Here is a 21797-nt window from a genome sequence, read left to right as displayed (position 1 = left end):
GGCAAAGGTGTCCAACAACCGACACGCGGACGATTCACAACCAGAGGTTGTCGAAGGTCTCGATCTAGGCTCCGTTCGGGCCTTCCTGGCGGTCACCGACGACCGCTACTTCGGCGAGGCGGCGGCCCGGCTCGGCATCAGCCAACAGGCCGTGTCCAAGCGCGTCGCGGCGCTGGAACACGTTCTCAGAGTGCGCTTGTTCACGCGTACGCCGCGAGGCGCCGCACTCACCATCGACGGGCAGGCATTCCTCCCACACGCGCGCGCAATGATCCAGCTGGCCGAGCGCGCGGTGAGCTCCGTCCGACCGGGCCGCCGGGCACTGCGAGTGGACGTACTGAACCGAAGGATCGGTCCGGCCGGCCTGTTGCGCGACTTCCACCAGGTACATCCGGAGACCGAGCTCGACGTGGTGACCCTGGTCGAGTCGGACGCGGCCGCCGCGATCGCCGCCGTCGAAGCCGGGACGATCGATGCCACATTCCGGGCGGTCACCGTGCCGGTGCGGGAACTGCCAGCGGGCATCCGGGCGGCCCGGGTGCTGGACGATCCACACCAACTGCTGACCGGACCGGGGCACCCGCTCGCCGCCGCCAGCCACATCACCATGGCCGACCTGACTGGCCAACGGATCTGGATCCCCGGCATCGCCCCCGGCACCGAATGGGCCGCCTACTACGACGACCTGGGCGCCGAATTCGGACTCACGATCGAGCGGATCGGCCCCAACTTCGGCACCGACCACCTGCTGGACGTGCTGGCCGAATCGCCGACACTGGCCTCCCTGGTCGGCAAGCTCACCCGCATGCTGTGGCCGGCGAACTACGACCTGCGCCGCATCCCTATCCTCAACCCGACCCCGGTATACCCGCACTACCTCATCTGGCACCGCGACAACCCACACCCGGCACTGGCCATGCTACGGAGCTACATCCGCTCGGCACCGCACCGCCACCAGCCCGGTGACGTCTGGGTCCCGAAATGGGCAGCCCGCCCATCCGCACCATGACGCAACCCCAAACCAGGCGGACAGCGGCATCCGGCAACTGCGGCAGGCACCGACGCGGGACGAGTCATCTGAGACCGCAATGCCAACGCACTCATCTCGGCTACTTGTTTCATTGACCTGCGACCGTGGCCCGGCCAGGCTTCGGTCGAGGCGCCCGGGCTGTCGCTCTCATTTCGGCTGCCCACGCTGGTCGTGTGGCTCTCATCTGGCCTGCGCGGCCCGGGCGTCGCCCCAGGGCGGGGAGAGGCTCAAGAGGGGTTTGCTCGGCTCGAAGTAGCGTTGCCCTCCCGGCTCGACAACCGAGATGGATCGAGCATCGGAGGACGCGTTGAGTGTCACGTCAGATCGTGTGGTCATCGGGATGGACCCGCACAAGCGCTCTGCCACGATCGAGGTCATGACCAGCGACGAGACCGTCGTCGGCGGCGGCCGGTTCGACACCGGCCGGGACGGCTACGCGGCGATGAGGAAGTACGCCAGGCAGTGGCCGCACCGGATGTGGGCGATCGAGGGCTGCCAGGGCATCGGCCGGCACATCGCCAACCGGCTGCTGGCCGACGACGAGCAGGTCGTCGACGTGCCACCGAAGTTGTCCGCCAGGGCGCGAGTGTTCGCCACCGGGCAGGGCCGCAAGACCGACGCCACCGACGCCCACTCCATCGCGCTGGTCGGCACCCGCATGACCGGGCTACGCCCGCTGGTCAACGATGAGCAGCTGGCGCTGTTGCGGATCCTGGTCGACCGGCGCCGCTCCCTCGGCGAGGACCACACCCGCATGGTCTCCCAGCTGCACCAACTGCTCCTCGAACTCATACCGGGTGGGGCGAAGAAGAGTCTGTCCGCCGCCCAGGCCAAGGCACTACTGGCCACGGTCCGGCCCCGTGACGCGGTCGGCAAGGCCCGACGCCGGGTCGCCGCGGAACTGATCGCCGACCTCGAACGGGTCTACCGACGCTCCAAGGAAGCCGACAAGGAACTGACCGAACTGGTCGCCTCCACCGGCACCACCCTGATGGACCTGCACGGCATCGGACCATCCGGCGCCGCCCGGCTGCTGGTCGAGGTCGCAGACATCACCCGCTTCCCCAACCGGGCCCACTTCGCCTCCTGGAACGGCACCGCCCCCATCGACGCATCCTCCGGCGAGCAGGTACGCCACCGGCTTTCCCGAGCCGGCAACCGGCAGATCAACCGGGTCCTGCACATCATGGCCACCGTCCAGCTGCGCAACCCCACCGAAGGCCGCGCCTACTTCGACCGGAAGAAAGCCGCCGGCAAGACATCGATGGAAGCCATGCGCGCGCTGAAACGGCGCCTGTCCGACATCGTCTACCGATGCATGATCAACGACGCCACAGCCGCGGCGGCGGGCCCGGGAGGACAACGGGGAACGACCACTGACTCCAGCGTGACCGACTTGCATCCCCCAGCCGGCTCTTCGGAGAAGTCACTTCCCGGACCCGCCGAAACCCAGGATAGAACTCTCCTCCCGGCGGTGTCTTGACACAGAGGGGAGCCACGGGCGCGCGCCGCCCTACCGAGCCCAGCGATCGGAGAGCGAGGCGGCGCCCATCTCGCGGCATGACAGCGTGCTGGCGTGGATCAGGTCAGCGAACCGCAGGTCGGCAACCTGACACTTCCGCGTGAACTGGAGCCGAGAACAGCGCATCTCAACTCGGGACAGCCACTCTTCACGAATGGAAGGTCTGTATGCGTACCAAGTCCCTGTTGGTCCTCGTCCTTGCTTTTACCGTCACTGCCGCATGTACCTCGCCGGAACGACGTCCGGGAGATGCGGCGCCCGCCGGTTCGCCTGCGCCGATCGGCAGCGGCACGCCTTCCGCCGTACCGTCGACGGCGCTGGCTGAACCGACCACACCAGCCACGTCGACTGCGCCAGTTGGGGCGACGACGGGGACGTCCCGGGGTGACGAGCAGAGCGAGATCCGCAAAACCGACTGGCGCAATGTCGCTGTGAAAGGGTTGACGTTCTGTGGTGGGGCGGACGATGTCGTACGGTTCCGCGAGGGTTCGAACGGCCTCGACATCCCCTGCCGGATGCTCCCAGGTGGGGCACGGCCGGTCTATGGGGAGTTCCTCGTCGAAGAACCCGCGAACGCGCCGGCCCGGGAGGATGCGCTCGTGCTCGTCGAACTCGGCAACCCTGGTGCCGCAAGGCAGCAGGCGCTCGTTCCGATCCAGGTCGGATTCGACGGGACGACCCGGGAGGCGCGGCCCGTCATCAAGGGCGACCCTTCCAGCGCGGCCGGAGACAAGGTAATGACGTTCACCTCGTACCGGATCGAGAAGCAAACGGTCGTGACCACCGTCAAGCGGTTAGACGGTAGGACGGAGACCCGACGGTACCGGCTGGCCGGCATGTATGGCCCGTGGGAACGGTTCTGATCAGTTGTCCTGCGGTGGCGTCGCCGCCAAGGATGGTCGGTCAGGCGCCGAACGCTGAATCACGGTCCCGGAACCGGTGGCTTGCGGCGCGAGCGAGTCTTTCACGCGCAGGCTGTCCAGGATCTGGTCGGTCCGTTCGATCTGGTCCACCTGCTTGATCTGGATGTATACGCCATAGCCGTTGTGCGCTGGAGCCAGAAGAACCTCGCTGAACGAGATCGACGTACCGTGGCACCCGGCCCATCCCCGTACCCAGCCCGTCAGGCCGCCAACGGCAACCGGACGTGCCGGGTGCGGGGTGCATCCGTTGTGGGCTGGCAGCGCCGGAGCTGCCTGCCCCGCACCGAGCGACCTGCTGGCGCCGGCGAACACGCCGGGCACCCCGCTGCCTGGGTCCGGCCACGCGCTGAGATCCGGCCCGACCAGGAGACCGGGCGCCTGGCCCGGCGCGAGGCGTACCGTCGCCGGATTCCAGCCCGTGTCCTTCAGCTGCTTCGCCCAGCCGTCGGGCACCGCGATCGAGAGCATGCCCGAAGTGTCGCTCACCCGTACCCAGCCAGGAGCGACAGCTCCTACGGGGCCGGCAGAACCGGACAGGGCAAGCGCGGCGGCGACGATCGTGACCACGCTTGCCGGCACCCGGAGGGCACGTCGACGCCACCGGTGAGCCCTGACCTGGTCTCGCGCCCGTGCTATGCCGACGGTATTGTCGAGTGCTTCGGCGAAGGCCGCGGCGGATGCCCAACGTCGGTGCGGATCGCGATGAAGCGCCCGGAGTACGACCTCGTCGACGTACGTCGGTATGCCGGGCCTGAGCTTCGACGGCCGGAGTGCCGGCCGGGAGGGGACGGATCCAACGAGGCCGTATTCCGCGGTACCGGGAGCCCTGCCGGTGAGCATGTGGTAGATCAGCGCCCCGATCGCGTACACGTCGGCCCGGACATCGAGGCCACCCCCAGGACGGGCCTGCTCCGGCGCCATGTAGCCTGTAGGGTTCCAAAACCCCTTCACGGGCGCTGAGCTGGCCTTTTACGCAGCCCGCTCGTACTCGTTGATCAAGCCACCAAGCGCGGGTCGTCGTTTGATCCGCTCTAGGGTGAGGTCGACGACGGGCCGATCGGAGCGTGGCGGTCGCAGCTGCAGCGACCGGTGCGGGCGGCGGCCGTTGTAGTGGCGGGCGTAGCGGCCCATCATTTGGCGCAGGTGTCGCTCGCCGGTGATCAGCATCCGGTCGGTGACCTCCTCGCGGACGGTGCGCACGAACCGCTCCGCGTACGCGTTGGCCCGGGGACTGCGCGGTGGGATCTTGCAGGCGGTGATGCCCTCATCGGCCAGGACCGCGTCGAACGCGGCGGTGAACTGCCCGGCCCGGTCGCGGATCAGGTACCTAAACCGGCCGGCCCGCTCGCCCAGTTCCATGAGCAGGTTGCGGGCCTGCTGCAACGTCCACGCCCCGTCCGGGTTCGCCGTCACGCCCAGGACGTGCACGTAGCGGCTTCCGACTTCCATCACGAAGAACACGTACAGGCGCCGCAGCGTGACAGCACAGTCGACGTGGAAGAAGTCGCACGCCAGGATCGTCGAGGCCTGCGTGTGCAGGAACCGGCGCCAGGTGGTGTGATCGCGGCGCTGCGGTGCCGGCGGTATGCCGGCCCGCTTGAGGATCCGCCGGATCGTGGACGCGCCGATGTCGTGGCCCAGGCCGAGCAATTCACCCCGGATTCGCTGGTAGCCCCAGCCGGGATTGTCACGGGCCATCCGCTCGACCAGCCGGGCAACCGCGACGTCGGCGGGCGGGTGGCCCTGACGGCGCGGGTACGTCCAGCGGCGGGCGATCAGTCGCCGATGCCAGGCCAGCGCCGTGGCCGGGGTGACCAGGCGGTGCGCCTTCAACGTCCGAGGCAGCAGCCGGATCAGGGCGGCGAGCACGGCGCGGTCGGCCCAGTCCAGTCGCGGCTTCGGGCGCTGCCGGCGCAGGACGGCGTTCTCGTGCCGCAGGACGAGGATCTCCACATCCTTGGCCGCGCTGGTGGACGTGGTTAGCGCCAGCCAGCCGCAGACACGGCAGAACACGTGGTACAACAGCCGAGCCGCCATAGATCAAGATCATGCCCGACGATGCGGCCGGGCACCAGATCGGCGCAGGTTAACCGCAGTGACGACGTTTTGGAACCCCACACGGTGACAGGAGACTGTCACGCCGGGATCTGTGGGAGCCGGAGGGTGAAACTCCCTCCGGCTACCCGACCCTGGGCAGCCGGTGCGGCGCACACAGACGAGATCAGCGATGATGGCAGGGCGGGCATGACTCACTTCGGACGATCAACAAGGTGTAGAGAACCTTGATGATCATCTGAACCGGTCATGCCCGCCCTGCTACCACCAGCAAGGGCGCTACACCAACCACATCAAGCCAGACACCATCACGACTTTGCCGGGGCCCTGACGCTGCCGTCGGCGTTCGTCCGCGACGTGAACCGCAGATACATGACTACGAACAAAACCACGACATCCTTGGCTGCACAAGATACGAATCTCTGGTCGTGTTACTACGCTTTCGAGCCCGCAGGCCGGCCGAAAGTCGTCCACGGGCCCGTGACCAGCAGCGACACGAAACTGATCACGCTCGTGTTCCTACGAACTGCGGAACTCGGGTTAACCAAGCGGCATTGAGGTTAACGGGGGTCGGGGAAGCCCGGCGACCCCGGGCTAACCAGATATTCCGTTGCCCTTTCTCCGTCTTTCCAAAAAACCCACAGCCGCCGACACGTCGAACAGTGAATTACTCTTCTCGCCAAGCCCAACAGGTGCACGCTATCAAGCTCGACGTCGAATTCGCGATGCGACAGCAATAGAAAGCTGTTATCGGGGTCGTCGTCCCTAAGAGTCGCCCCGCAGACGCAGATCATTTTAGCCAATGCTATCCTCCTATGAATTCCACGCCACGCATGGGTTGCCCACCCCAGCTTCGAATGAAGCCCTTCACTCGGATCAACGCATTGTCGCCGAACTGCTCCGCCGACAAATCCACTTCGGCAAGATCAACAATGACGCCGCCCCCATGCACCTGATCATGCTTTTTGGCCACCTTGCTCAGAATGCTTTTAACTGTCCCACTTGTCGGCGTATAGACGTCCCAATTGACACCATCCACCAGCAGATCGCTAGTCATGCCACCCGCCCTTGTACCCACGGGATCGCGAAGAATGACCCTCGATGCTCCACGGTCCAGCATATACTGCGCCGCCCTAAGCTCTGATGCGGACGGGTTGGCTGCCGTAACATAGAGAGTGCGCATGCCGAAGGCGGGGCCGGCGGTTGCGGCGAGCGCTGGAGCCGAAATGATTAGCGCTATACCGATAACGTCTGCGGTCCCCTTAAGGATACAGAGGAAAGATCGACCACAGTTATAGTCTCCGCCTTCCATATATGGGTAAACGTTGCTGCAGTCGCCGTCGCTGGCGCATTGCATCATCGGTGAGCCCTTGACGCATTTTTTGGCTAGACACAGCCACTGGCCAGTCGGGCGGGGAGGATCTGCCTGCGCTGCCGGTTTGGTCGACGGCGATAGGCCCTTACAGGATAAGGGCACTTGACAGCCGAATCTCACCGGACCCCAGGTGTTATTTTTTTTGCCGCCTCTCTGCCGCGCCTTACATTCGCCACCGCAGCCAGAGCCACCATATCGGAGCTGGGTATTGATCTCTGAATGGTGCGACGGCTTTCCAGTACTCCACTGCGCGTCTTCTGGGCTGCGGCCGGTCGGGTCACTATGGGTGACGGGTGAGCTGTTAGCGTAGTTGTAGCCATTCCATTGCTGTGGGTCTGCCGTGTTCATCAGTGGGTCGACGCTGACGAATCGCCCGATGGCGGGGTCGTATTCGCGGGCGCCGAGGTGGGTGAGTCCGGTGGGGTCGGGGTCGCCGCCGACGAAGCCCTTCGGATTCGGCCATGCTGGCTGGGTGCCGCGGGATCGGCCGTAGGGGGTTTGCCGCCGGGTGGTGACCGCTTGGCTTGCGGCGTCGATGGCGGTGTGTTGGGTGCCTTGGTGGTCGCTGTAGACCCAGGTCAGGCCGCTTCCGTTGCGTGAGGCGACGAGTTTGCCGGCGAAGGTGTAGTAGCGGGTGCCGGTGGTGATGGAGCTGTTGTCCCGGCGGATCTCCTGGCCGGGGAGGTAGAGGGTGGTGCCGGTGGCGTCGCGGCGGATGAGCCGGTTGCCGTCGGCGTCGTAGATGTTGGTCTCGACGGTGGTCCCGCCATGGGTGACGGAGGCGAGGTGTCCTTCGGCGTCCCAGGTGAGGTTCTGCGAGCCGTTACCGGGTGGGGGGCAGGTGTTCGCCGTGGTTCCGGCGGGGCGGCAGGTGGTGTTGCCGGTGCTGTCGTAGTCGTAATTGGTGGTGACCGGGTTTTGGCCGGGTGCGGTGGTGGTGACCTCGGTGACCGCGTGGGGCCGCACCACACCGGGACCGCCGGTGGGGACGTCGTAGGTGCGCTTGGTCTCTCCGGCGCTGCTGTGGGAGATCTCCTCGGTGCGGTTACCGACCGCGTCGAAGCTCCAGTCCAGCCAGTAGGGGGCTGGGCCACCCAGGTTGGCCACGGTGGGATCGGTGTCGCAGGTAATACCGGCCTTGGGCGTCCACGCTGAGGTCAGTCGACGCAGTTTGTCTTGGCGGAAGCACTGGGTGTCGGCGGCGCCGATTTGTGGGGTGTCGGCGATGGAGGTGATGTTGCCGGCGTCGTCGTAGGTGTAGTTGCGGTCGGAGACGGTGCTGGCGACGTTTTCCGGTTTGATCGCGGTGCGGGCGATCCGCCGGGTGGTCAGGTCGTAGTCGGTGACGTCGTCGACATATTTCCCGGTGGCGGTCTTGCGTTTGGTGACGGTTGGCTCGCCATAGGAGGTGTAGTCCTGGGCGGCGACGTAGGTGCTGTTGCCGTCAGTGGTTTTCAGTGACGTGGGCAGGCCCGTGGTCTTGTCGTACTCGGTGGTCACGGTCTCGTTGGTCAGGCCGCCGCCGCTGAGGTACTGGGTGCTGGTGGGGCTGCCGTCGTACGGCGAGTAGCCGTAGCCGAAGCCCCAGGTGCCGTGTACCGTGCCAGAACTCGTCGCACATACTGTGAGCTCGGTTTTCTCGGCTCGGGCTGATGATCGCCGGTATGGTCGTGCGGTTGCTGTACTTGGGGATGATCCGCCTGTTCAGCGGTTTGGGGCTACTGATCCGCGGCGACAAGGCGCTGCTGGTCGAGGTCCTCGCGTTACGGCATGAGCTGGCGGTGCTACGCCGCCAGGTTCCGGGCCGGCCGCGACTGTCCTGGCCGGACCGGGCGATCCTGTCCGCCCTGGCCCGCCTGCTGCCCCACCACATACGGGAACACCGAATCGTCATTCCGGCGACGTTGCTGGCCTGGCACCGGCGGCTGGTACAACGCCACTGGACCTACCCAAACAAGCCAGGCCGGCCACCCGCCAGCCACGAAATCCGCGACCTGGTGCTACGGCTGGCCCGCGAGAACCCGCGATGGGGCCACCGCAGAATCCAAGGCGAACTGCAGCGGCTGGGCTATCGCGTCGGAGCGGGCACGATCCGCAGGATCCTGGCCCGCCGACGTGTCGACCCGCCGCCCCGCCAGCAGGACACCAACTGGCGAACGTTCCTGCGCAACCAGGCCACCGGCTTGTTAGCGATCGACTTCTTCCACCTCGACACGATCCTGCTGCGGCGCCTGTACGCGCTGGTGGTCATGGAGGTGGCCACCCGAAGGGTTCACCTGCTCGGTATCACCGCGCACCCCACCGGACAGTGGGTGGTCCAGCAAGCCCGCAACCTCCTCATGGACCTGGGCGAGCGTGCCAACCGGTTCCGGTTTCTTATCCGCGACCGCGACGGCAAGTACCCAACCGCCTTTGATCACGTCTTCGCCGCCGAAGGCATCACGGTGGTCAAGACCCCGCCTCGCACCCCGCGGGCGAACTGCTTCATCGAACGCTGGGGCCGCAGCCTCCGCAACGAATGCACCGACCACCTGTTGATCTACAACGAACGACACGCGCTGGCCGTGGTCGGCGAGTACGTCGACCACTTCAACACCCACCGGCCACACCAAGGTCGGCAGCAGCGGCCACCCAACCACGACCCGGCCATCGTCATCCCGATCAACAAGCCCGTACGGCGCCGACGACGACTCGGCGGAGTGATCAACGAGTACCACCGGGCAGCCTGACGCAATCTTCGAAATGCCAGGTCACGGCCGTCGAACGAGTTTTGGCACGGTACAACCGGATGGTCGTGCTGCCCCGATTCGCGGTCGGCATGCTCCTGGCCCGCAAGCTCGGCGCCGCCGACAACCCCCATGACGCGATCTTCGCCTCCCGACGCGGCACGTGGCTGTCACCCAACAACGTGCGCCGTCAGTGGCGCCAGGCACGTGCCGACACCAACCTCGCCTGGGTCACCCCACACACCTTCCGCAAGACCGTGGCCACCCTCATCAAGGAGGAGGCCGACACCAAGAGCGCCGCGGCACAGCTCGGACACTCCAGCGAGGAGGTCACCGACACCTACTACATCGCCAAGCCCGTCCAAGCCCCGGACGTCTCCGACATCCTCGAGCGACTCGGCACCAACCCCGACGGACCGCCCCCATCCGCAACGCACAACGACGCACACCGATGACAAACCTGATTGCCGCACCCGGTAAATGGGGGGTTTTCGGGGGGCGGTTCAAAACTCCATAGACAAAGAAAAAGCCCTGACCAGCGTTCCTGCTGGTCAGGGCTTTTTCTTTGTCGGGACGGCCGGATTTGAACCGACGACCCCTTGACCCCCAGTCAAGTGCGCTACCAAACTGCGCCACGTCCCGATGCCCCCGCCAGGTCTCCCCTGCGGCAGCCGGTACAGCTTAGCGCAGGATCTTCGCACCGCGCACAGGCCCCCTCCCCGCTGGCGCGGCCTCCCTTGAGGGCCAAGGAAGGCCGCGCCCAGCGGGGGTACGCAGGGTCAGCCGTGGGCCTTACCGCGCCCGCCCGGGCCGAGCTTCTTGCGCGGGCGTACCGAGATCTCGATCGGGCTGCCCTCGAAGCCGAACTCCTCGCGGAGCTTGCGCTCGACGAAGCGCTGGTAGCCGGCGTCCAGCGGGCCGGTGGTGAACAGCACGAAGCGCGGCGGGGCCACCCCGGCCTGGGTGGCGAAGAGGACGCGCGGCGCACGACCGCCGCGTACCGGGTGCGGGGTGGCCTGGACCAGGGCGGTGAGCCACTGGTTGAGCTGCGCGGTCGGGATCCGCGTCTCCCAGCTTGCCAGGGCCTTGCGCAGGGCCGGGGCGAGCTTGTCGACGGCCCGGCCGGTCTTCGCCGACAGGTTGAGCCGGATCGCCCAGGGGATGCGGCGCAGCTCCCGGTCGATCTCCTTGTCCAGGTAGTAGCGGCGGTCGGCGTCGACCAGGTCCCACTTGTTGAACGCGATGACCAGGGCCCGGCCGGCCTCCACGACCATGGTGAGGATCCGCTGGTCCTGTTCGCTGATCACCTCGCTGGCGTCGAGCAGCACCACGGCCACCTCGGCCGCCTCGATCGCCGAGGCGGTACGCAGGCTGGCGTAGTACTCGGTGCCGCTGGCCTTGCCCACCCGCTTGCGCAGGCCGGCGGTGTCCACCAACTGCCAGGTCTCCCCGCCGATCTCGGCCAGGCTGTCGACCGGGTCGACGGTGGTGCCGGCGACCGAGTCGACCACCGCCCGCTCCTCGCCGGAGAAGCGGTTGAGCAGGCTGGACTTGCCGACGTTGGGCCGGCCCACCAGGGCCACCCGGCGCGGGCCGCGGGGGCGGTGCTCCACCACCTTCGGGGCCTCGGGCAGGGCGTCCATGATGGCGTCGAGCAGATCGCCGGAGCCCCGACCGTGGAGCGCGGAGACCGGGAACGGCTCACCGAGGCCGAGCGACCAGAGCGTGGTCGCCTCCATCTCGACGGCGGCGTTGTCGGCCTTGTTCGCCACCAGGATCACCGGCTTGGCGCTGCGGCGCAGCATCTTCACCGCGGCCTCGTCCACATCGGTCGAGCCGACCGTCGCGTCGACCACGAAGAGCACCACGTCGGCGGTGACGACGGCGGCCTCGGCCTGCGCGGCGATCGCCGCGGCGCGGTCCTTCGCGTCGGGTTCCCAGCCGCCGGTGTCCACCACGGTGAACGCCCGGCCGTTCCACTGCGCGTCGTACGGGACCCGGTCGCGGGTCACGCCAGGAATGTCCTCGACGACCGCCTGTCGGCGGCCGATGATCCGGTTGACCAGCGTCGACTTGCCCACGTTGGGCCGGCCGACGACGGCCACCACCGGCTGCGGGCCAACCGGTTCCTCGGCGTCGAGCTCCGGTTCGCGCAGCTCGACCCAGCCCCCAAATTCGTCACTCACGCCGTTGCCTCGTTTCGCTCCACGGCGGCGTGAGGCGCCACGCTACCGAGCATGATGGTTCGCTCGCTCCGTTCGCTCACGCCACGCCTCGCTCGGTGAGCAGCTCGTGCAGCCGGGCGACGACCTCGTCGATGCCCAGCTCGGTGGTGTCGAGCACGACCGCGTCCGGGGCCTGCTGGAGCGGGTTGATCTTGCGGGTCGAGTCGAGCTTGTCGCGGCGGGCCAGGTCGGCGGCGGTCGCGGCGACGTCGGCGGCGTCCTCGGCGCTGCGCCGCTGGGCGCGGGCCGCCGCCGAGGCGGTCAGGTAGACCTTCAGGTCGGCGTCCGGGGCCACCACCAGGCCGATGTCGCGGCCCTCGACCACGATCCGGCCGGCGTTCGCGATCATCTGCCGCTGCCGGGCGACCAGCAGCTCGCGTACGGCTGGCACGGCGGCCACGGCGGAGACCGCGCCGGTCACCTCGGGACCACGGATCTCCTTCGCCACGTCGACGCCGTCAGCGGTCACGCCGTACCCCTGGGGGTCGGTGCCGATGTGCAGGTCGACCTCGCTGGCGACCTTGGCCACCGACTCGGTGTCGGTCAGGTCGACGCCGGAGCGCAGCACCGCCCAGGTGATCGCCCGGTACATCGCACCGGTGTCGAGGTAGCGAGCCCCGACGTGGACGGCGAGCCGCCGCGAGACGGTGGACTTACCCGAACCGGATGGCCCGTCCACCGCGACCACGCACCGCCCGGTCCGTTCGTTCTCCCCCACCGTGTGCCTCCTCAGCCCGTACCTCGCCGGTCGCCGGTGTGTCCGGCGCCGTTGAGCGGTTGTCCTCGTCAATGATGCCCGCGGCCGTGGCGGGCCGCGCGGCGACGTCACCGGCGCGACCCGCGACACCGCGGGCGCCCGACAACTCCAACTCGACGCGCCACGACCCGGAGCCGTCACCGGCCGCGAGGAAGCCTACCGGGGCGCGTACCCGGAACGACCGGTCAGTCACCCACCGCCTTGAACAGGGCGGCGACCTCGGCGTTCGTGAGCCGCCGGGTCCGTCCGGCGCGCAGGTCGCCGAGGCGGATCGGCCCGATCGAGGTACGCACCAGCCGGCTCACCGGGTGGCCGACCTCGGCCAGCAGCCGCCGGACGATGTGTTTGCGCCCTTCGTGCAGGGTCAGTTCCACCTGGGCGGTCTTGCCCAGGGTGCCCACCACCTTGAACGAGTCGACCTGCACCGGCCCGTCCTCCAGCTCGACGCCGGCCGCCAGCCGCTTGCCCAGGTTGCGCGGGATCGGCCCGGCCACCTCGCAGAGGTACGTCTTCGACACCCCGTACGACGGGTGCATGAGCCGGTGGGCGAGGGTGCCGTCGTTGGTGAGCAGCAGCAGGCCCTCGCTGTCCGCGTCGAGCCGCCCGACGTGGTAGACCCGCTGCTCCACCCGGTTGCCGAGGAAGTCCGACAGCGCGGCACGGCCCTTCTCGTCCGCCATGGTGGAGACGACACCGCGGGGCTTGTTCATGGCCAGGTAGACCAGTCGGGTGTCGGCCTGCAGCCGCTCGCCGTCGACGTAGATCACGTCGCGGCTCGGGTCGGCCTTGTCGCCGAGCTGGGCGACCCGGCCGTTGACGGTGACCCGGCGCCGGAAGATCAGGTCCTCGCAGGCGCGCCGCGATCCCACCCCGGCGGCGGCGAGCACCTTCTGCAGGCGCTCGGCGCTGTCGTACACGGGGGCATCGGGCTTCGGGGCACGTTCATCGCGTCGCATCGGCAAGCTCTTCTACGTCGTCGGGCAGGAAGGGGGCCAGCGGCGGCAGGTCGTCCACCGAGTTCAGCCCCAGCTTCTCCAGGAACATCGTGGTGGTCCGGTAGAGGAACGCCCCGCTGTCCGGTTCGGTGCCGCACTCCTCGACCAGGCCGCGGGAGACCAGGGTACGGAGCACCCCGTCGCAGTTGACACCCCGGATCGCGGAGATCCGCGACCGGGTCACCGGCTGCTTGTAGGCGACCACGGCCAGCGTCTCCAGCGCGGCCTGGGTGAGCCGGACGGACTGCCCGTCCAGCACGAACCGCTCCACGTAGCCGGCGTATTCCGGGCGGGTGTAGAGCCGCCAGCCTCCGGCGGCCCGGCGCAGCTCGAAGCCGTGCCCGGCGGCGGTGTAGCCGGCCGCGATGTCGTCGAGCATCGGGCCGATCCGCTCCGGGGGCTGTTCCAGCACCTGGGCCAGGGTCAGCTCGCTGACCGGCTGGTCCACCACCAGCAGAATCGCCTCCAGCGCCCCCCGCAGCTCGGCGTCGCCCAGCTCGGGCGCCGGCTCCGGCGACGCCCGCCGCCGCCCCCGCTTCGGGGGTACGCCGTTCTCGTCCCCCTCCCCCGCCGAGTCTCCGAGCCCGGCGGTCCCCGCCGCCCCCGTCTCGCCCCCACTGCTCTCCTCGGGGATCTCGGCCCCGCTCGGCGCCTGCACGGGCGCTTCCGCGTCAAGATCCGGAGCGGCCTGCGGCTCCGTCTCGTCGGCCGTGGAGACCTTGGAAGGCATCAGCCCCTCCTGGTGCCGTTCGCTTCCAAGATCTGCTGCGGGCTGGGGCTCGGCGACCTGCCCGGCGGACTCAGGCTCGGACTCGGACTCCGGATCCGGCTCAGGGCGCTGCGCGGGTGCGGGTGCGGGGCGCTGCCACGGCGGGACCCAGGCCGCCGCCTGGTCGGCCAGCGAGTCTCGGCGCTCCTCGTCACTCATCACGATCCTCCCGCGTGGTTGCCGTGTCGTCGCCGGTGGGCGCCACCGGGGCGGCCGGCTCGGCGGAGCCGGCGTACTCGTCGACGGTCAGCTCGGTGTCGCCGTCGGTGGGGCCGGTCCACCGGACGGTCAGCTCCTCCAGGGCCTGCTCCTGGACGAAGGCGACCAGCCCCTGCCGGTACAGCTCCAGCAGGGCCAGGAAGCGGGCCACCACCTCCAGGGTGATCTCGCAGTCGGCGCAGAGCAGCGTGAAGGTCGCCGTGCCGGCGCGCCGCAGCCGGGCGGAGATGATCTCCGCGTGCTCCCGGACGCTGACCCGGACCATGTGCACGTGCGCGATGGACACCTCGGGCACCGGCTTCGGGGTCATCGCCTTCAACGCCAGCTTGAGCAGCCGCTCGGGACCGATGCCGAGCACCAGGTCGGGCAGGGCCTCGGCGTACCGGGGTTCCAGGGTGACCGCCCGTGGGTAGCGCCGGCCCCCGACCGCCTCCAGCTCGGCCAGGTGCGCCGCCGCCTCCTTGTACGCCTTGTACTGCAGCAGCCGGGCGAAGAGCAGGTCCCGGGCCTCCAGCAGGGCGAGGTCCTCCTCGTCCTCCACCTCGGCGGCGGGCAGCAGCCGGGCCGCCTTCAGGTCGAGCAGGGTGGCGGCGACCAGCAGGAACTCGCTGGTCTCGTCCAGGTCCCACTGGTCCCCCATCGCGCGCAGGTACGCGATGAACTCGTCGGTGACCTTGTGCAGGGCCACCTCGGTGACGTCGAGCTTGTGCTTGCTGATGAGCTGCAGCAGCAGGTCGAACGGGCCGGTGAAGTTGTCCAGCCGGACGGTGAACCTGCCGGAATCCTCGGCGGGGTCGGCCGGGCCGACGCCGTCAACCTCCGCGGCCGGCTCGGCGTGGGCCGCCGGGACGGCACCCTCGGCCTCGGCACCGGTTGCCGGGTCGGCGGCGCGGCCCGGGCCGGCGGGCGGGTCGAGGGGCGGTGCGGTCACCGGAAAACCCTAGTCCACGACCCGGGCACCCGGCGTTCGACCTACCGTTCGGCCTCGGCGGCGATCACCTCACGGGCCAACTGACGGTAGTTGCGGGCGCCGGAGGAGGCCGGATCGAGGGTCGTGATCGGGGCGCCGGCGACGGTCGACTCAGGGAACTTCACGGTCTTGGTGATCACGGTCTGGTAGACCTTGTCGCCGAACGCCTCCACCACCCGCTGGAGCACCTGGCGGCAGTGGGTGGTGCGGCTGTCGTACATGGTGGCGAGGATGCCTTCGAGCTCCAGATCGAAGTTGAGCCGCTCGCGCACCTTGTCGATGGTGTCCAGCAGCAGCGCGACCCCGCGCAGGCTGAAGAACTCGCACTCCAGCGGGATGAGCACGCCGTGCGCCACGGTCAGCGCGTTGATCGCCAGCAGGCCCAGCGAGGGCTGGCAGTCGATCAGGATGAAGTCGTACTCCTTGCGGATCGACTTGAGCACCCGGGCCAGGGCCATCTCCCGCGCGACCTCGTTGACCAACTGGATCTCGGCGGCGGAGAGGTCGATGTTGGCCGGCAGCAGGTGCAGCCCGGCCACGTCGGTCTTGATCAGGACGTCGTCGGCGGTGACATCGTCCTGCATGAGCAGGTTGTAGACCGAGAGGTCGAGGTTGTGCGGGTTGACGCCCAGGCCGACGGAGAGCGCGCCCTGCGGGTCGAAGTCGACCAGCAGCACCTTGCGGCCGTACTCGGCGAGCGCGGCACCCAGATTGATGGTGGTGGTGGTCTTGCCGACGCCACCCTTCTGGTTGGCCATCGCGATGATCCGCGCCGGGCCGTGCCGGTCGGTCGGCATCGGCTCCGGGATCGGCCTGCGCATCGTGTACGCGGCCGGGTCGGCGGGACCAAGGTCGGCGCCGAGCGACGCCTGCTGCTCACGGAGCTCCGACGTCCAGGTCTCGGCACGGTCCGCGTTGCCAGCCATGTCCTCGTTGCCCCCTCCCGACGACCACCCGGTGTCGGAGCCGTCCGACGTCCCTCGCGGCGCCGCTGCGTACCCCCGGTTCGTCGCCGATGAGGTCCACGCCATGCCGACTGTACGCCACGCGCCAGCAGCGCGTTCGGTACCGGGTCGGCGTGTCGGCCCGCCCTGCCGCCGGTAGGGGTCCGAAGAGGTCAGCCGTGGGCCCGTGGGTGGGCGGTGGCGTACACCTCGCGCAGTCGCTCCACGGTGACCAGCGTGTAGACCTGGGTGGTGGTCACCGAGGCGTGGCCGAGCAGTTCCTGCACCACCCGGACGTCCGCGCCGCCGTCGAGCAGGTGGGTCGCGTACGAGTGGCGCAGGGTGTGCGGGGAGACCGCGTCGGCTCCGGCCACCGGCAGGCCGGCCCGTTCGGCGGCGCCACGCAGGACGGTCCAGGCGCCCTGCCGGGTCAGTGGCGCACCCCGGGCGTTGACGAAGACCGCCGGGGTGCCCCGGCCGGCGGCGAGCAGTGCCGGACGGCCGCGCACCAGCCAGGCGCGCAGCGCCTCGACCGCGTACCCGCCGACCGGCACGAGGCGGGTCCGGCCACCCTTGCCGCGCAGCAGCACGGTCCCCTCGTCCACGTCCAGGTCGTCCACCGCCGCGCCGACCGCCTCCGAGATACGCGCGCCGGTGCCGTACAGGAACTCCAGCAGCGCCCGGTCGCGCAGCGCGCGGGACGCCGCGTCGCCGGTGCCGGTGCCCGGGCCGGCGGCCTCCAGCAACCGGATGACGTCGTCGACCGGCAACGCCCGGGGCAGCCGGCGCGGCGGGGTGGGCGGGCGGACGTCGCGGCTGGGGTCGGCGCCGGCCAGCCCCTCGCGCAGCGCGAAGCGGTGCAGGCCGCGCACGGCGCTGGCGGCGCGGGCCGCCGACGACACCGACAGGGGCGGGTGGTCGGCGTCGCCGGCACGCAGCCGGGCCAGGTGCCCCTCGACCTCGGCGGCCCCGACGGCGGCCAGGTCGGCCACCCCGGCCGCGGCCAGGGTCGCCAGGTAGCGGTCCAGGTCCCGGCGATACGAGGCAAGGGTGTTCGCGGCGAGGCCACGCTCGACGGTGAGGTGGTCCAGGTAGCCCCGGACGGCACGGCGCAGGGCCGGCGCGGGCTGCACACCCGGGCCGGCCCCGGACTCTGCGGCGGTCAGGCTGCGCCCCTCATGCCAGCACCTCGGCCAACGGCAGCACGTCCATGTCGTGCGCCTCGGCGACCGGGCCGTAGACGACCCTGCCGGCGTGGGTGTTCAGGCCCAGCGCCAGGGCCGGGTCGTTGCGCAGCGCCTGACGCCAGCCCTGGTTGGCCAGTTCGAGGGCGTACGGCAGGGTGACGTTCGTCAGCGCGTGGGTGCTGGTGTTCGGCACCGCCCCGGGCATGTTCGCCACGCAATAGAAGATCGACTCGTGCACCTTGTAGACCGGATCGGCGTGCGTGGTGGGGCGCGAGTCCTCGAAGCAGCCACCCTGGTCGATGGCGATGTCGACGAGCACGCTGCCCGGCTTCATCCGGGACACCAGCTCGTTGGAGACGAGCTTCGGCGCCTTCGCCCCGGGCACCAGCACCGCGCCGATCACCAGGTCCGCGTCGAGCACGGCCCGCTCGATCTCGTACGCGTTGGAGGCCACGGTCTGCAGGTGGCCACGATAGATGGCATCGGCCTGACGCAGCCGGGCGACGTTCTTGTCCAGCAGCAGCACCTCGGACTGCATGCCCAGCGCGATCGCGGCGGCGTTCATGCCGGAGACGCCGGCGCCGATGACCACCGTCTTGGCCGCGTAGACGCCGGAGACGCCACCCGGCAGCACGCCCCGCCCACCGCCGGTACGCATCATGTAGAAGGCGCCCACCTGTGGGGCGAGTCGACCGGCCACCTCGGACATCGGGGCGAGCAGCGGCAGCGAGCGGTCGGGCAGCTCGACGGTCTCGTACGCGATGCCGGTGACCTCGCGGTCGACCAGTGCGTCGGTGCACTCGCGGGAGGCGGCCAGGTGCAGGTAGGTGAAGAGCACCTGCCCCGCGCGCATCCGGTGGTGCTCCTCGGCGACCGGCTCCTTGACCTTGAGCACCAGCTCGGCGGTGTCCCAGACCTCGTCCGCGCTGGCGAGGATCTTCGCGCCGGCGGCCGCGAACTCCTCGTCGGCGATGCTGGAGCCGACGCCCGCGCCGGACTCCACGAACACCTCGTGGCCGTGGCGGGTGAACTCGTTGACGCCAGCGGGTGTGATCGCGACGCGGTACTCGTGATTCTTGACCTCACGGGGGATTCCGACCTTCACGATGCAGTCACCTTCCTCCCGGGGCGCTGGTCCCCGACTGCACGGCGCCGCGGCGGCCCCTTTGCCGACCCGGTCAACCGGTCCCGCGGGCGGGAGTCTAGGCGCACGGAAACCCCCTGGAGGCCAACACAGTGATATCCGGTGGCTCGTCGTCCTGACGATGTGTCAGGCGTGAACTGGGCTGAGCGGTGGGAAGCGCCTCAGCCGTCAGGACAGTATTCGTGAATATCGACCGATTACCCGAGGGGCGATGCGGACAGCGCCGGTTCCGATCACTACCCTGACCGCTCATGACCACTCCCTCTTACCAACCCCAGGGTGTCTCCGACAAGAGCAAGGTCGTCGCGGGCATCCTCGGAATCCTGCTTGGCTTCTTCGGCGCCGGGCGCTTCTACATGGGCGACACCAAGACGGGCGTCCTCCAGCTCGTGGTGAGCGTCGTGACCTGCGGCCTCGGCTCGATCTGGGGTCTCATCGACGGCATCCTGATCCTGATCAACGGCGGTGTCGACGGCCAGGGGCGCCCGCTGCGCGACTGACGACGACAGTAACGCGGAGGGGCCGTGCGGGTGATCACACCGCACGGCCCCTCCGCTGTCCGACCCGTTCACCGGGGCAGCGGCGCCTCCGGCCGACGCAGCTCGGTGAAGCCGCCCGCCCGCGCCCGGGCAGCGGCCAACAGCCCGGCCACGCCGGCGGCGTTGGTGATCTCCCCCGCCAGGACCATCCCGACCGCCTCGTCCAGGTCGACCCGGACGACCTGGAGGTCGGCCTCCTCGTCGCGCCGGTCGTGCCGCTGCTCGACGGGCACGTCGGCGAGGTCGCGGGCCAGGAAGACCCGGACCACCTCGTCGGAGAAGCCCGGCGAGCTGTGCAGGTCGACCAGGACGTCGAAGGTGCCGGCGGTCAGGTCGGCCTCCTCGGCCAGTTCCCGGGCCGCGGCGGCGACCAGGTCCTCACCGCTGACGTCCATCAGCCCGGCCGGCAACTCCCACAGGTGCCGGCCGACCGGATGCCGGTACTGCCGGATCAGCACCACCTGTCCCGCCTCGTCCAGCGCCACCACGGCCACCGCGCCCACATGCCGGACGTACTCCCGGGAAGCGGTGCCACCGCCGGGCATGGTGACGTCGTCACTGACCACCGAGAAGATCCGGCCGGACCAGACCTCCCGGTGGCCGGTCACCTCGTACCGGTGCTCGACCGCGCTCACGACGCGGACGTCGCCTTCGCCGCGGCGGCGGCGCCCTTGCGGCTCGCCTTCGCGGCCGCCGCCTCCGGCGGGGCGGTCGCCAGGTCGACCGGGAGCTGGTCGGCCTGGGAGTACGCGACGGCGGCCTCGACGAACGCGGCGAACAGCGGATGCGGCCGGGTCGGGCGGCTCTTCAGCTCCGGGTGCGCCTGGGTGGCCACGAAGAACGGGTGCAGCTTCCGGTCCAGCTCGACGAACTCGACCAGCCGTCCGTCCGGCGAGGTGCCCGAGATGTGCAGGCCGGCCTTGGTGAGCTGGTCGCGGTAGGCGTTGTTCACCTCGTACCGGTGCCGGTGCCGCTCGCTGACCTCGGTGCTGCCGTACGCCTCGGCGACCAGCGAGCCCTCGGCCAACTTCGCCGGGTACGCCCCGAGCCGCATGGTCCCGCCCAGGTCGCCCTTGCCGGCGACGATGTCCTCCTGGTCGGCCATCGTGGCGATCACCGGGTGCTTGGCCTCCTCGTCGAACTCCAGCGAGTTCGCCCCGTCGAGGCCGGCCAGGTGGCGGGCCACCTCGATGGTCATGCACTGCAGGCCGAGGCAGAGGCCGAGCAGCGGGATGCCGTTCTCCCGGGCGTACCGGACGGTGCCGATCTTGCCCTCGATGCCACGTACGCCGAAACCGCCGGGAATGACGATGCCGTCGACGCCGGCCAGGGCGGCCGCCGCGCCGGCCGGGGTGACGCAGTCGTCACTGGGCACCCAGCGCAGTTGCACCCGGGCCCGGTGGCCGAAGCCGGCGGCCCGGATCGCCTCGCTCACCGACAGGTACGCGTCGGGCAGGTCGACGTACTTGCCGACCAGCGCCACGGTCACCGTGTGCCGCGGCTGGTGCACCCGCTCCAGCAGGTCGTCCCAGCGGGACCAGTCCACGTCCCGGAAGGACACGCCGAGCCGGCGTACCACGTACGCGTCGAGGCCCTCGCGGTGCAGCACCTTCGGGATGTCGTAGATGCTCGGCGCGTCCGGGGCGGCGGTGACCGCCTCCCGGTCCACGTCGCAGTAGAGGGAGAGCTTCTCCTTGACCTTGTCCGGGATGTCCCGGTCGCAGCGCAGCACCAAGGCGTCCGGCTGGATGCCGATGCTGCGCAGCTGCGCCACCGAGTGCTGCGTCGGCTTGGTCTTCAGCTCGCCGGACGGCGCCAGGTACGGCACCAGCGAGACGTGCAGGTAGAAGCAGTTGTCCCGGCCCAGGTCGTGGCGGACCTGCCGGATCGCCTCCAGGAACGGCAGCGACTCGATGTCGCCGACCGTGCCACCGACCTCGGTGATCACCACGTCGGGGACCTGCCCCTCGGCGTCCGGCTCGCCCATGCCGAGGATCCGCGACTTGATCTCGTTGGTGATGTGCGGGATGACCTGAACCGTGTCGCCCAGGTACTCGCCACGCCGCTCCTTGGCGATCACCGCCGAGTAGATCTGCCCGGTGGTGACGTTCGCCTTGCCGGACAGGTCCCGGTCCAGGAACCGCTCGTAGTGGCCGACGTCGAGATCGGTCTCGGCACCGTCCTCGGTGACGAAGACCTCACCGTGCTGGAACGGGTTCATCGTCCCCGGGTCGACGTTGAGGTACGGGTCGAGCTTCTGCATCACCACGCGCAGCCCGCGCGCGGTCAGCAGGGTGCCGAGGCTGGAGGCGGTGAGGCCCTTACCCAGCGAGGAGGCGACGCCCCCGGTGACGAAAATGTGCCTGGTCGTCCGTGCTGATGGGGCCAACGCCTGCTCCCGTGTCGTCCGTCGCGGT

At 69.4% G+C, this 21797-nt stretch carries 19 protein-coding genes and 1 tRNA gene; 6 read left to right on the top strand and 14 right to left on the bottom strand.

All coding sequences use genetic code 11. The features are described 5' to 3' along the window. The first annotated feature begins 7 nt into the window (after positions 1 to 7). The 3 genes from GA0070604_RS10280 to GA0070604_RS31715 all read left to right on the top strand — a co-directional run bounded on the left by GA0070604_RS10280 (position 8) and on the right by GA0070604_RS31715 (position 3415). On the top strand, positions 8 to 1009 hold the full coding sequence (locus tag GA0070604_RS10280) for a LysR family transcriptional regulator (protein WP_091117727.1): 1002 nt from the start codon (positions 8 to 10) through the stop codon (positions 1007 to 1009). A gap of 304 nt (positions 1010 to 1313) precedes the next feature. Continuing rightward, positions 1314 to 2513: an IS110 family RNA-guided transposase gene (locus tag GA0070604_RS10275; RefSeq protein WP_425256103.1), complete on the top strand. Its 1200-nt coding sequence runs from the start codon at positions 1314 to 1316 to the stop codon at positions 2511 to 2513. Between the two features lie 206 nt (positions 2514 to 2719). Beyond that, the gene (locus tag GA0070604_RS31715; RefSeq protein WP_141721259.1) at positions 2720 to 3415 is read left to right on the top strand and encodes an RAD23 family protein; all 696 of its coding nucleotides are present in this window, start codon (positions 2720 to 2722) and stop codon (positions 3413 to 3415) included. Here the strand turns inward: GA0070604_RS31715 and GA0070604_RS10265 are convergent, their stop codons facing one another. The 3 genes from GA0070604_RS10265 to GA0070604_RS33440 all read right to left on the bottom strand — a co-directional run bounded on the left by GA0070604_RS10265 (position 3416) and on the right by GA0070604_RS33440 (position 8405). Continuing rightward, positions 3416 to 3943 (bottom strand): hypothetical protein, encoded by a 528-nt coding sequence (locus tag GA0070604_RS10265; protein WP_141721258.1) that lies wholly within the window; start codon positions 3941 to 3943, stop codon positions 3416 to 3418. Between the two features lie 501 nt (positions 3944 to 4444). Further along, complete coding sequence (locus GA0070604_RS10260) at positions 4445 to 5512, bottom strand: integrase core domain-containing protein (protein ID WP_091117723.1); 1068 nt, start codon at positions 5510 to 5512, stop codon at positions 4445 to 4447. Between the two features lie 823 nt (positions 5513 to 6335). Next, positions 6336 to 8405 carry an RHS repeat-associated core domain-containing protein gene (locus tag GA0070604_RS33440; protein ID WP_244161812.1) on the bottom strand — a complete coding sequence of 690 codons (2070 nt, stop codon included), beginning with the start codon at positions 8403 to 8405 and terminating at the stop codon, positions 6336 to 6338. A gap of 170 nt (positions 8406 to 8575) precedes the next feature. Here GA0070604_RS33440 and GA0070604_RS10250 point away from each other — a divergent pair, with 170 nt between their 5' ends. Next, complete coding sequence (locus GA0070604_RS10250; RefSeq protein WP_244161811.1) at positions 8576 to 9634, top strand: integrase core domain-containing protein; 1059 nt, start codon at positions 8576 to 8578, stop codon at positions 9632 to 9634. Between the two features lie 59 nt (positions 9635 to 9693). After that, positions 9694 to 10086 carry a tyrosine-type recombinase/integrase gene (locus tag GA0070604_RS10245; RefSeq protein WP_091127017.1) on the top strand — a complete coding sequence of 131 codons (393 nt, stop codon included), beginning with the start codon at positions 9694 to 9696 and terminating at the stop codon, positions 10084 to 10086. A gap of 113 nt (positions 10087 to 10199) precedes the next feature. Here the strand turns inward: GA0070604_RS10245 and GA0070604_RS10240 are convergent. From GA0070604_RS10240 to ald, 9 genes are all read right to left on the bottom strand, one after another. Next, a tRNA-Pro gene (locus GA0070604_RS10240) sits at positions 10200 to 10273 on the bottom strand. Positions 10274 to 10410: 137 nt separating this feature from the next. Continuing rightward, on the bottom strand, positions 10411 to 11817 hold the full coding sequence (der, locus tag GA0070604_RS10235) for a ribosome biogenesis GTPase Der (RefSeq protein ID WP_091117718.1): 1407 nt from the start codon (positions 11815 to 11817) through the stop codon (positions 10411 to 10413). Between the two features lie 76 nt (positions 11818 to 11893). Next, positions 11894 to 12574 (bottom strand): (d)CMP kinase, encoded by a 681-nt coding sequence (gene cmk, locus GA0070604_RS10230; protein ID WP_091117716.1) that lies wholly within the window; start codon positions 12572 to 12574, stop codon positions 11894 to 11896. Positions 12575 to 12798: 224 nt separating this feature from the next. Beyond that, positions 12799 to 13569 carry a pseudouridine synthase gene (locus GA0070604_RS10225; protein ID WP_091117712.1) on the bottom strand — a complete coding sequence of 257 codons (771 nt, stop codon included), beginning with the start codon at positions 13567 to 13569 and terminating at the stop codon, positions 12799 to 12801. Further along, positions 13556 to 14536 (bottom strand): SMC-Scp complex subunit ScpB, encoded by a 981-nt coding sequence (gene scpB / locus GA0070604_RS10220; RefSeq protein WP_091117711.1) that lies wholly within the window; start codon positions 14534 to 14536, stop codon positions 13556 to 13558. The genes GA0070604_RS10225 and scpB overlap by 14 nt, the downstream gene beginning before the upstream one ends. Further along, positions 14529 to 15527: a segregation and condensation protein A gene (locus tag GA0070604_RS10215; protein WP_244161810.1), complete on the bottom strand. Its 999-nt coding sequence runs from the start codon at positions 15525 to 15527 to the stop codon at positions 14529 to 14531. The genes scpB and GA0070604_RS10215 overlap by 8 nt, the downstream gene beginning before the upstream one ends. Before the next feature lie 41 nt (positions 15528 to 15568). Then, entirely contained in the window at positions 15569 to 16492 is a 924-nt protein-coding gene (locus GA0070604_RS10210) for a ParA family protein (protein ID WP_091117710.1), read from the bottom strand. A 191-nt stretch (positions 16493 to 16683) separates the two neighbouring features. Continuing rightward, positions 16684 to 17676, bottom strand: coding sequence for a site-specific tyrosine recombinase XerD (locus GA0070604_RS10205; protein ID WP_091117709.1), 993 nt, complete (start codon positions 17674 to 17676; stop codon positions 16684 to 16686). Positions 17677 to 17686: 10 nt separating this feature from the next. Next, on the bottom strand, positions 17687 to 18802 hold the full coding sequence (gene ald / locus GA0070604_RS10200) for an alanine dehydrogenase (protein ID WP_091117708.1): 1116 nt from the start codon (positions 18800 to 18802) through the stop codon (positions 17687 to 17689). Positions 18803 to 19092: 290 nt separating this feature from the next. Here ald and GA0070604_RS10195 point away from each other — a divergent pair, with 290 nt between their 5' ends. Further along, positions 19093 to 19341: a TM2 domain-containing protein gene (locus GA0070604_RS10195; protein ID WP_091117707.1), complete on the top strand. Its 249-nt coding sequence runs from the start codon at positions 19093 to 19095 to the stop codon at positions 19339 to 19341. Between the two features lie 68 nt (positions 19342 to 19409). Here the strand turns inward: GA0070604_RS10195 and GA0070604_RS10190 are convergent, their stop codons facing one another. Together GA0070604_RS10190 and GA0070604_RS10185 are read right to left on the bottom strand one after the other, a co-directional pair. Next, entirely contained in the window at positions 19410 to 20015 is a 606-nt protein-coding gene (locus GA0070604_RS10190) for an NUDIX domain-containing protein (RefSeq protein ID WP_091117705.1), read from the bottom strand. Continuing rightward, on the bottom strand, positions 20012 to 21769 hold the full coding sequence (locus GA0070604_RS10185) for a CTP synthase (protein WP_091117703.1): 1758 nt from the start codon (positions 21767 to 21769) through the stop codon (positions 20012 to 20014). The genes GA0070604_RS10190 and GA0070604_RS10185 overlap by 4 nt, the downstream gene beginning before the upstream one ends. Positions 21770 to 21797: the final 28 nt, after the last annotated feature.

Origin of the sequence: Micromonospora eburnea, assembly GCF_900090225.1 — a bacterium.
GTDB classification, from domain to species: Bacteria; Actinomycetota; Actinomycetes; order Mycobacteriales; family Micromonosporaceae; genus Micromonospora; species Micromonospora eburnea.
The sequence above is the reverse complement of the archived record's forward strand: the minus strand, read 5'-3'. Positions and strand labels throughout refer to the sequence as shown.

What these genes read in the sequence shown, in the direction of transcription:
- GA0070604_RS10260 (WP_091117723.1), bottom strand. Translation starts at nt 5,512, where the DNA reads ATGGCGGCTCGGCTGTTGTACCACGTGTTCTGCCGTGTCTGCGGCTGG.
- GA0070604_RS10275 (WP_425256103.1), top strand. Translation starts at nt 1,314, where the DNA reads ATGGATCGAGCATCGGAGGACGCGTTGAGTGTCACGTCAGATCGTGTG.
- GA0070604_RS10265 (WP_141721258.1), bottom strand. Translation starts at nt 3,943, where the DNA reads ATGCTCTCGATCGCGGTGCCCGACGGCTGGGCGAAGCAGCTGAAGGAC.
- scpB (WP_091117711.1), bottom strand. Translation starts at nt 14,536, where the DNA reads ATGAGTGACGAGGAGCGCCGAGACTCGCTGGCCGACCAGGCGGCGGCC.
- GA0070604_RS10225 (WP_091117712.1), bottom strand. Translation starts at nt 13,569, where the DNA reads ATGCGACGCGATGAACGTGCCCCGAAGCCCGATGCCCCCGTGTACGAC.
- GA0070604_RS10210 (WP_091117710.1), bottom strand. Translation starts at nt 16,492, where the DNA reads ATGGCTGGCAACGCGGACCGTGCCGAGACCTGGACGTCGGAGCTCCGT.
- GA0070604_RS10195 (WP_091117707.1), top strand. Translation starts at nt 19,093, where the DNA reads ATGACCACTCCCTCTTACCAACCCCAGGGTGTCTCCGACAAGAGCAAG.
- GA0070604_RS10245 (WP_091127017.1), top strand. Translation starts at nt 9,694, where the DNA reads ATGGTCGTGCTGCCCCGATTCGCGGTCGGCATGCTCCTGGCCCGCAAG.
- GA0070604_RS31715 (WP_141721259.1), top strand. Translation starts at nt 2,720, where the DNA reads ATGCGTACCAAGTCCCTGTTGGTCCTCGTCCTTGCTTTTACCGTCACT.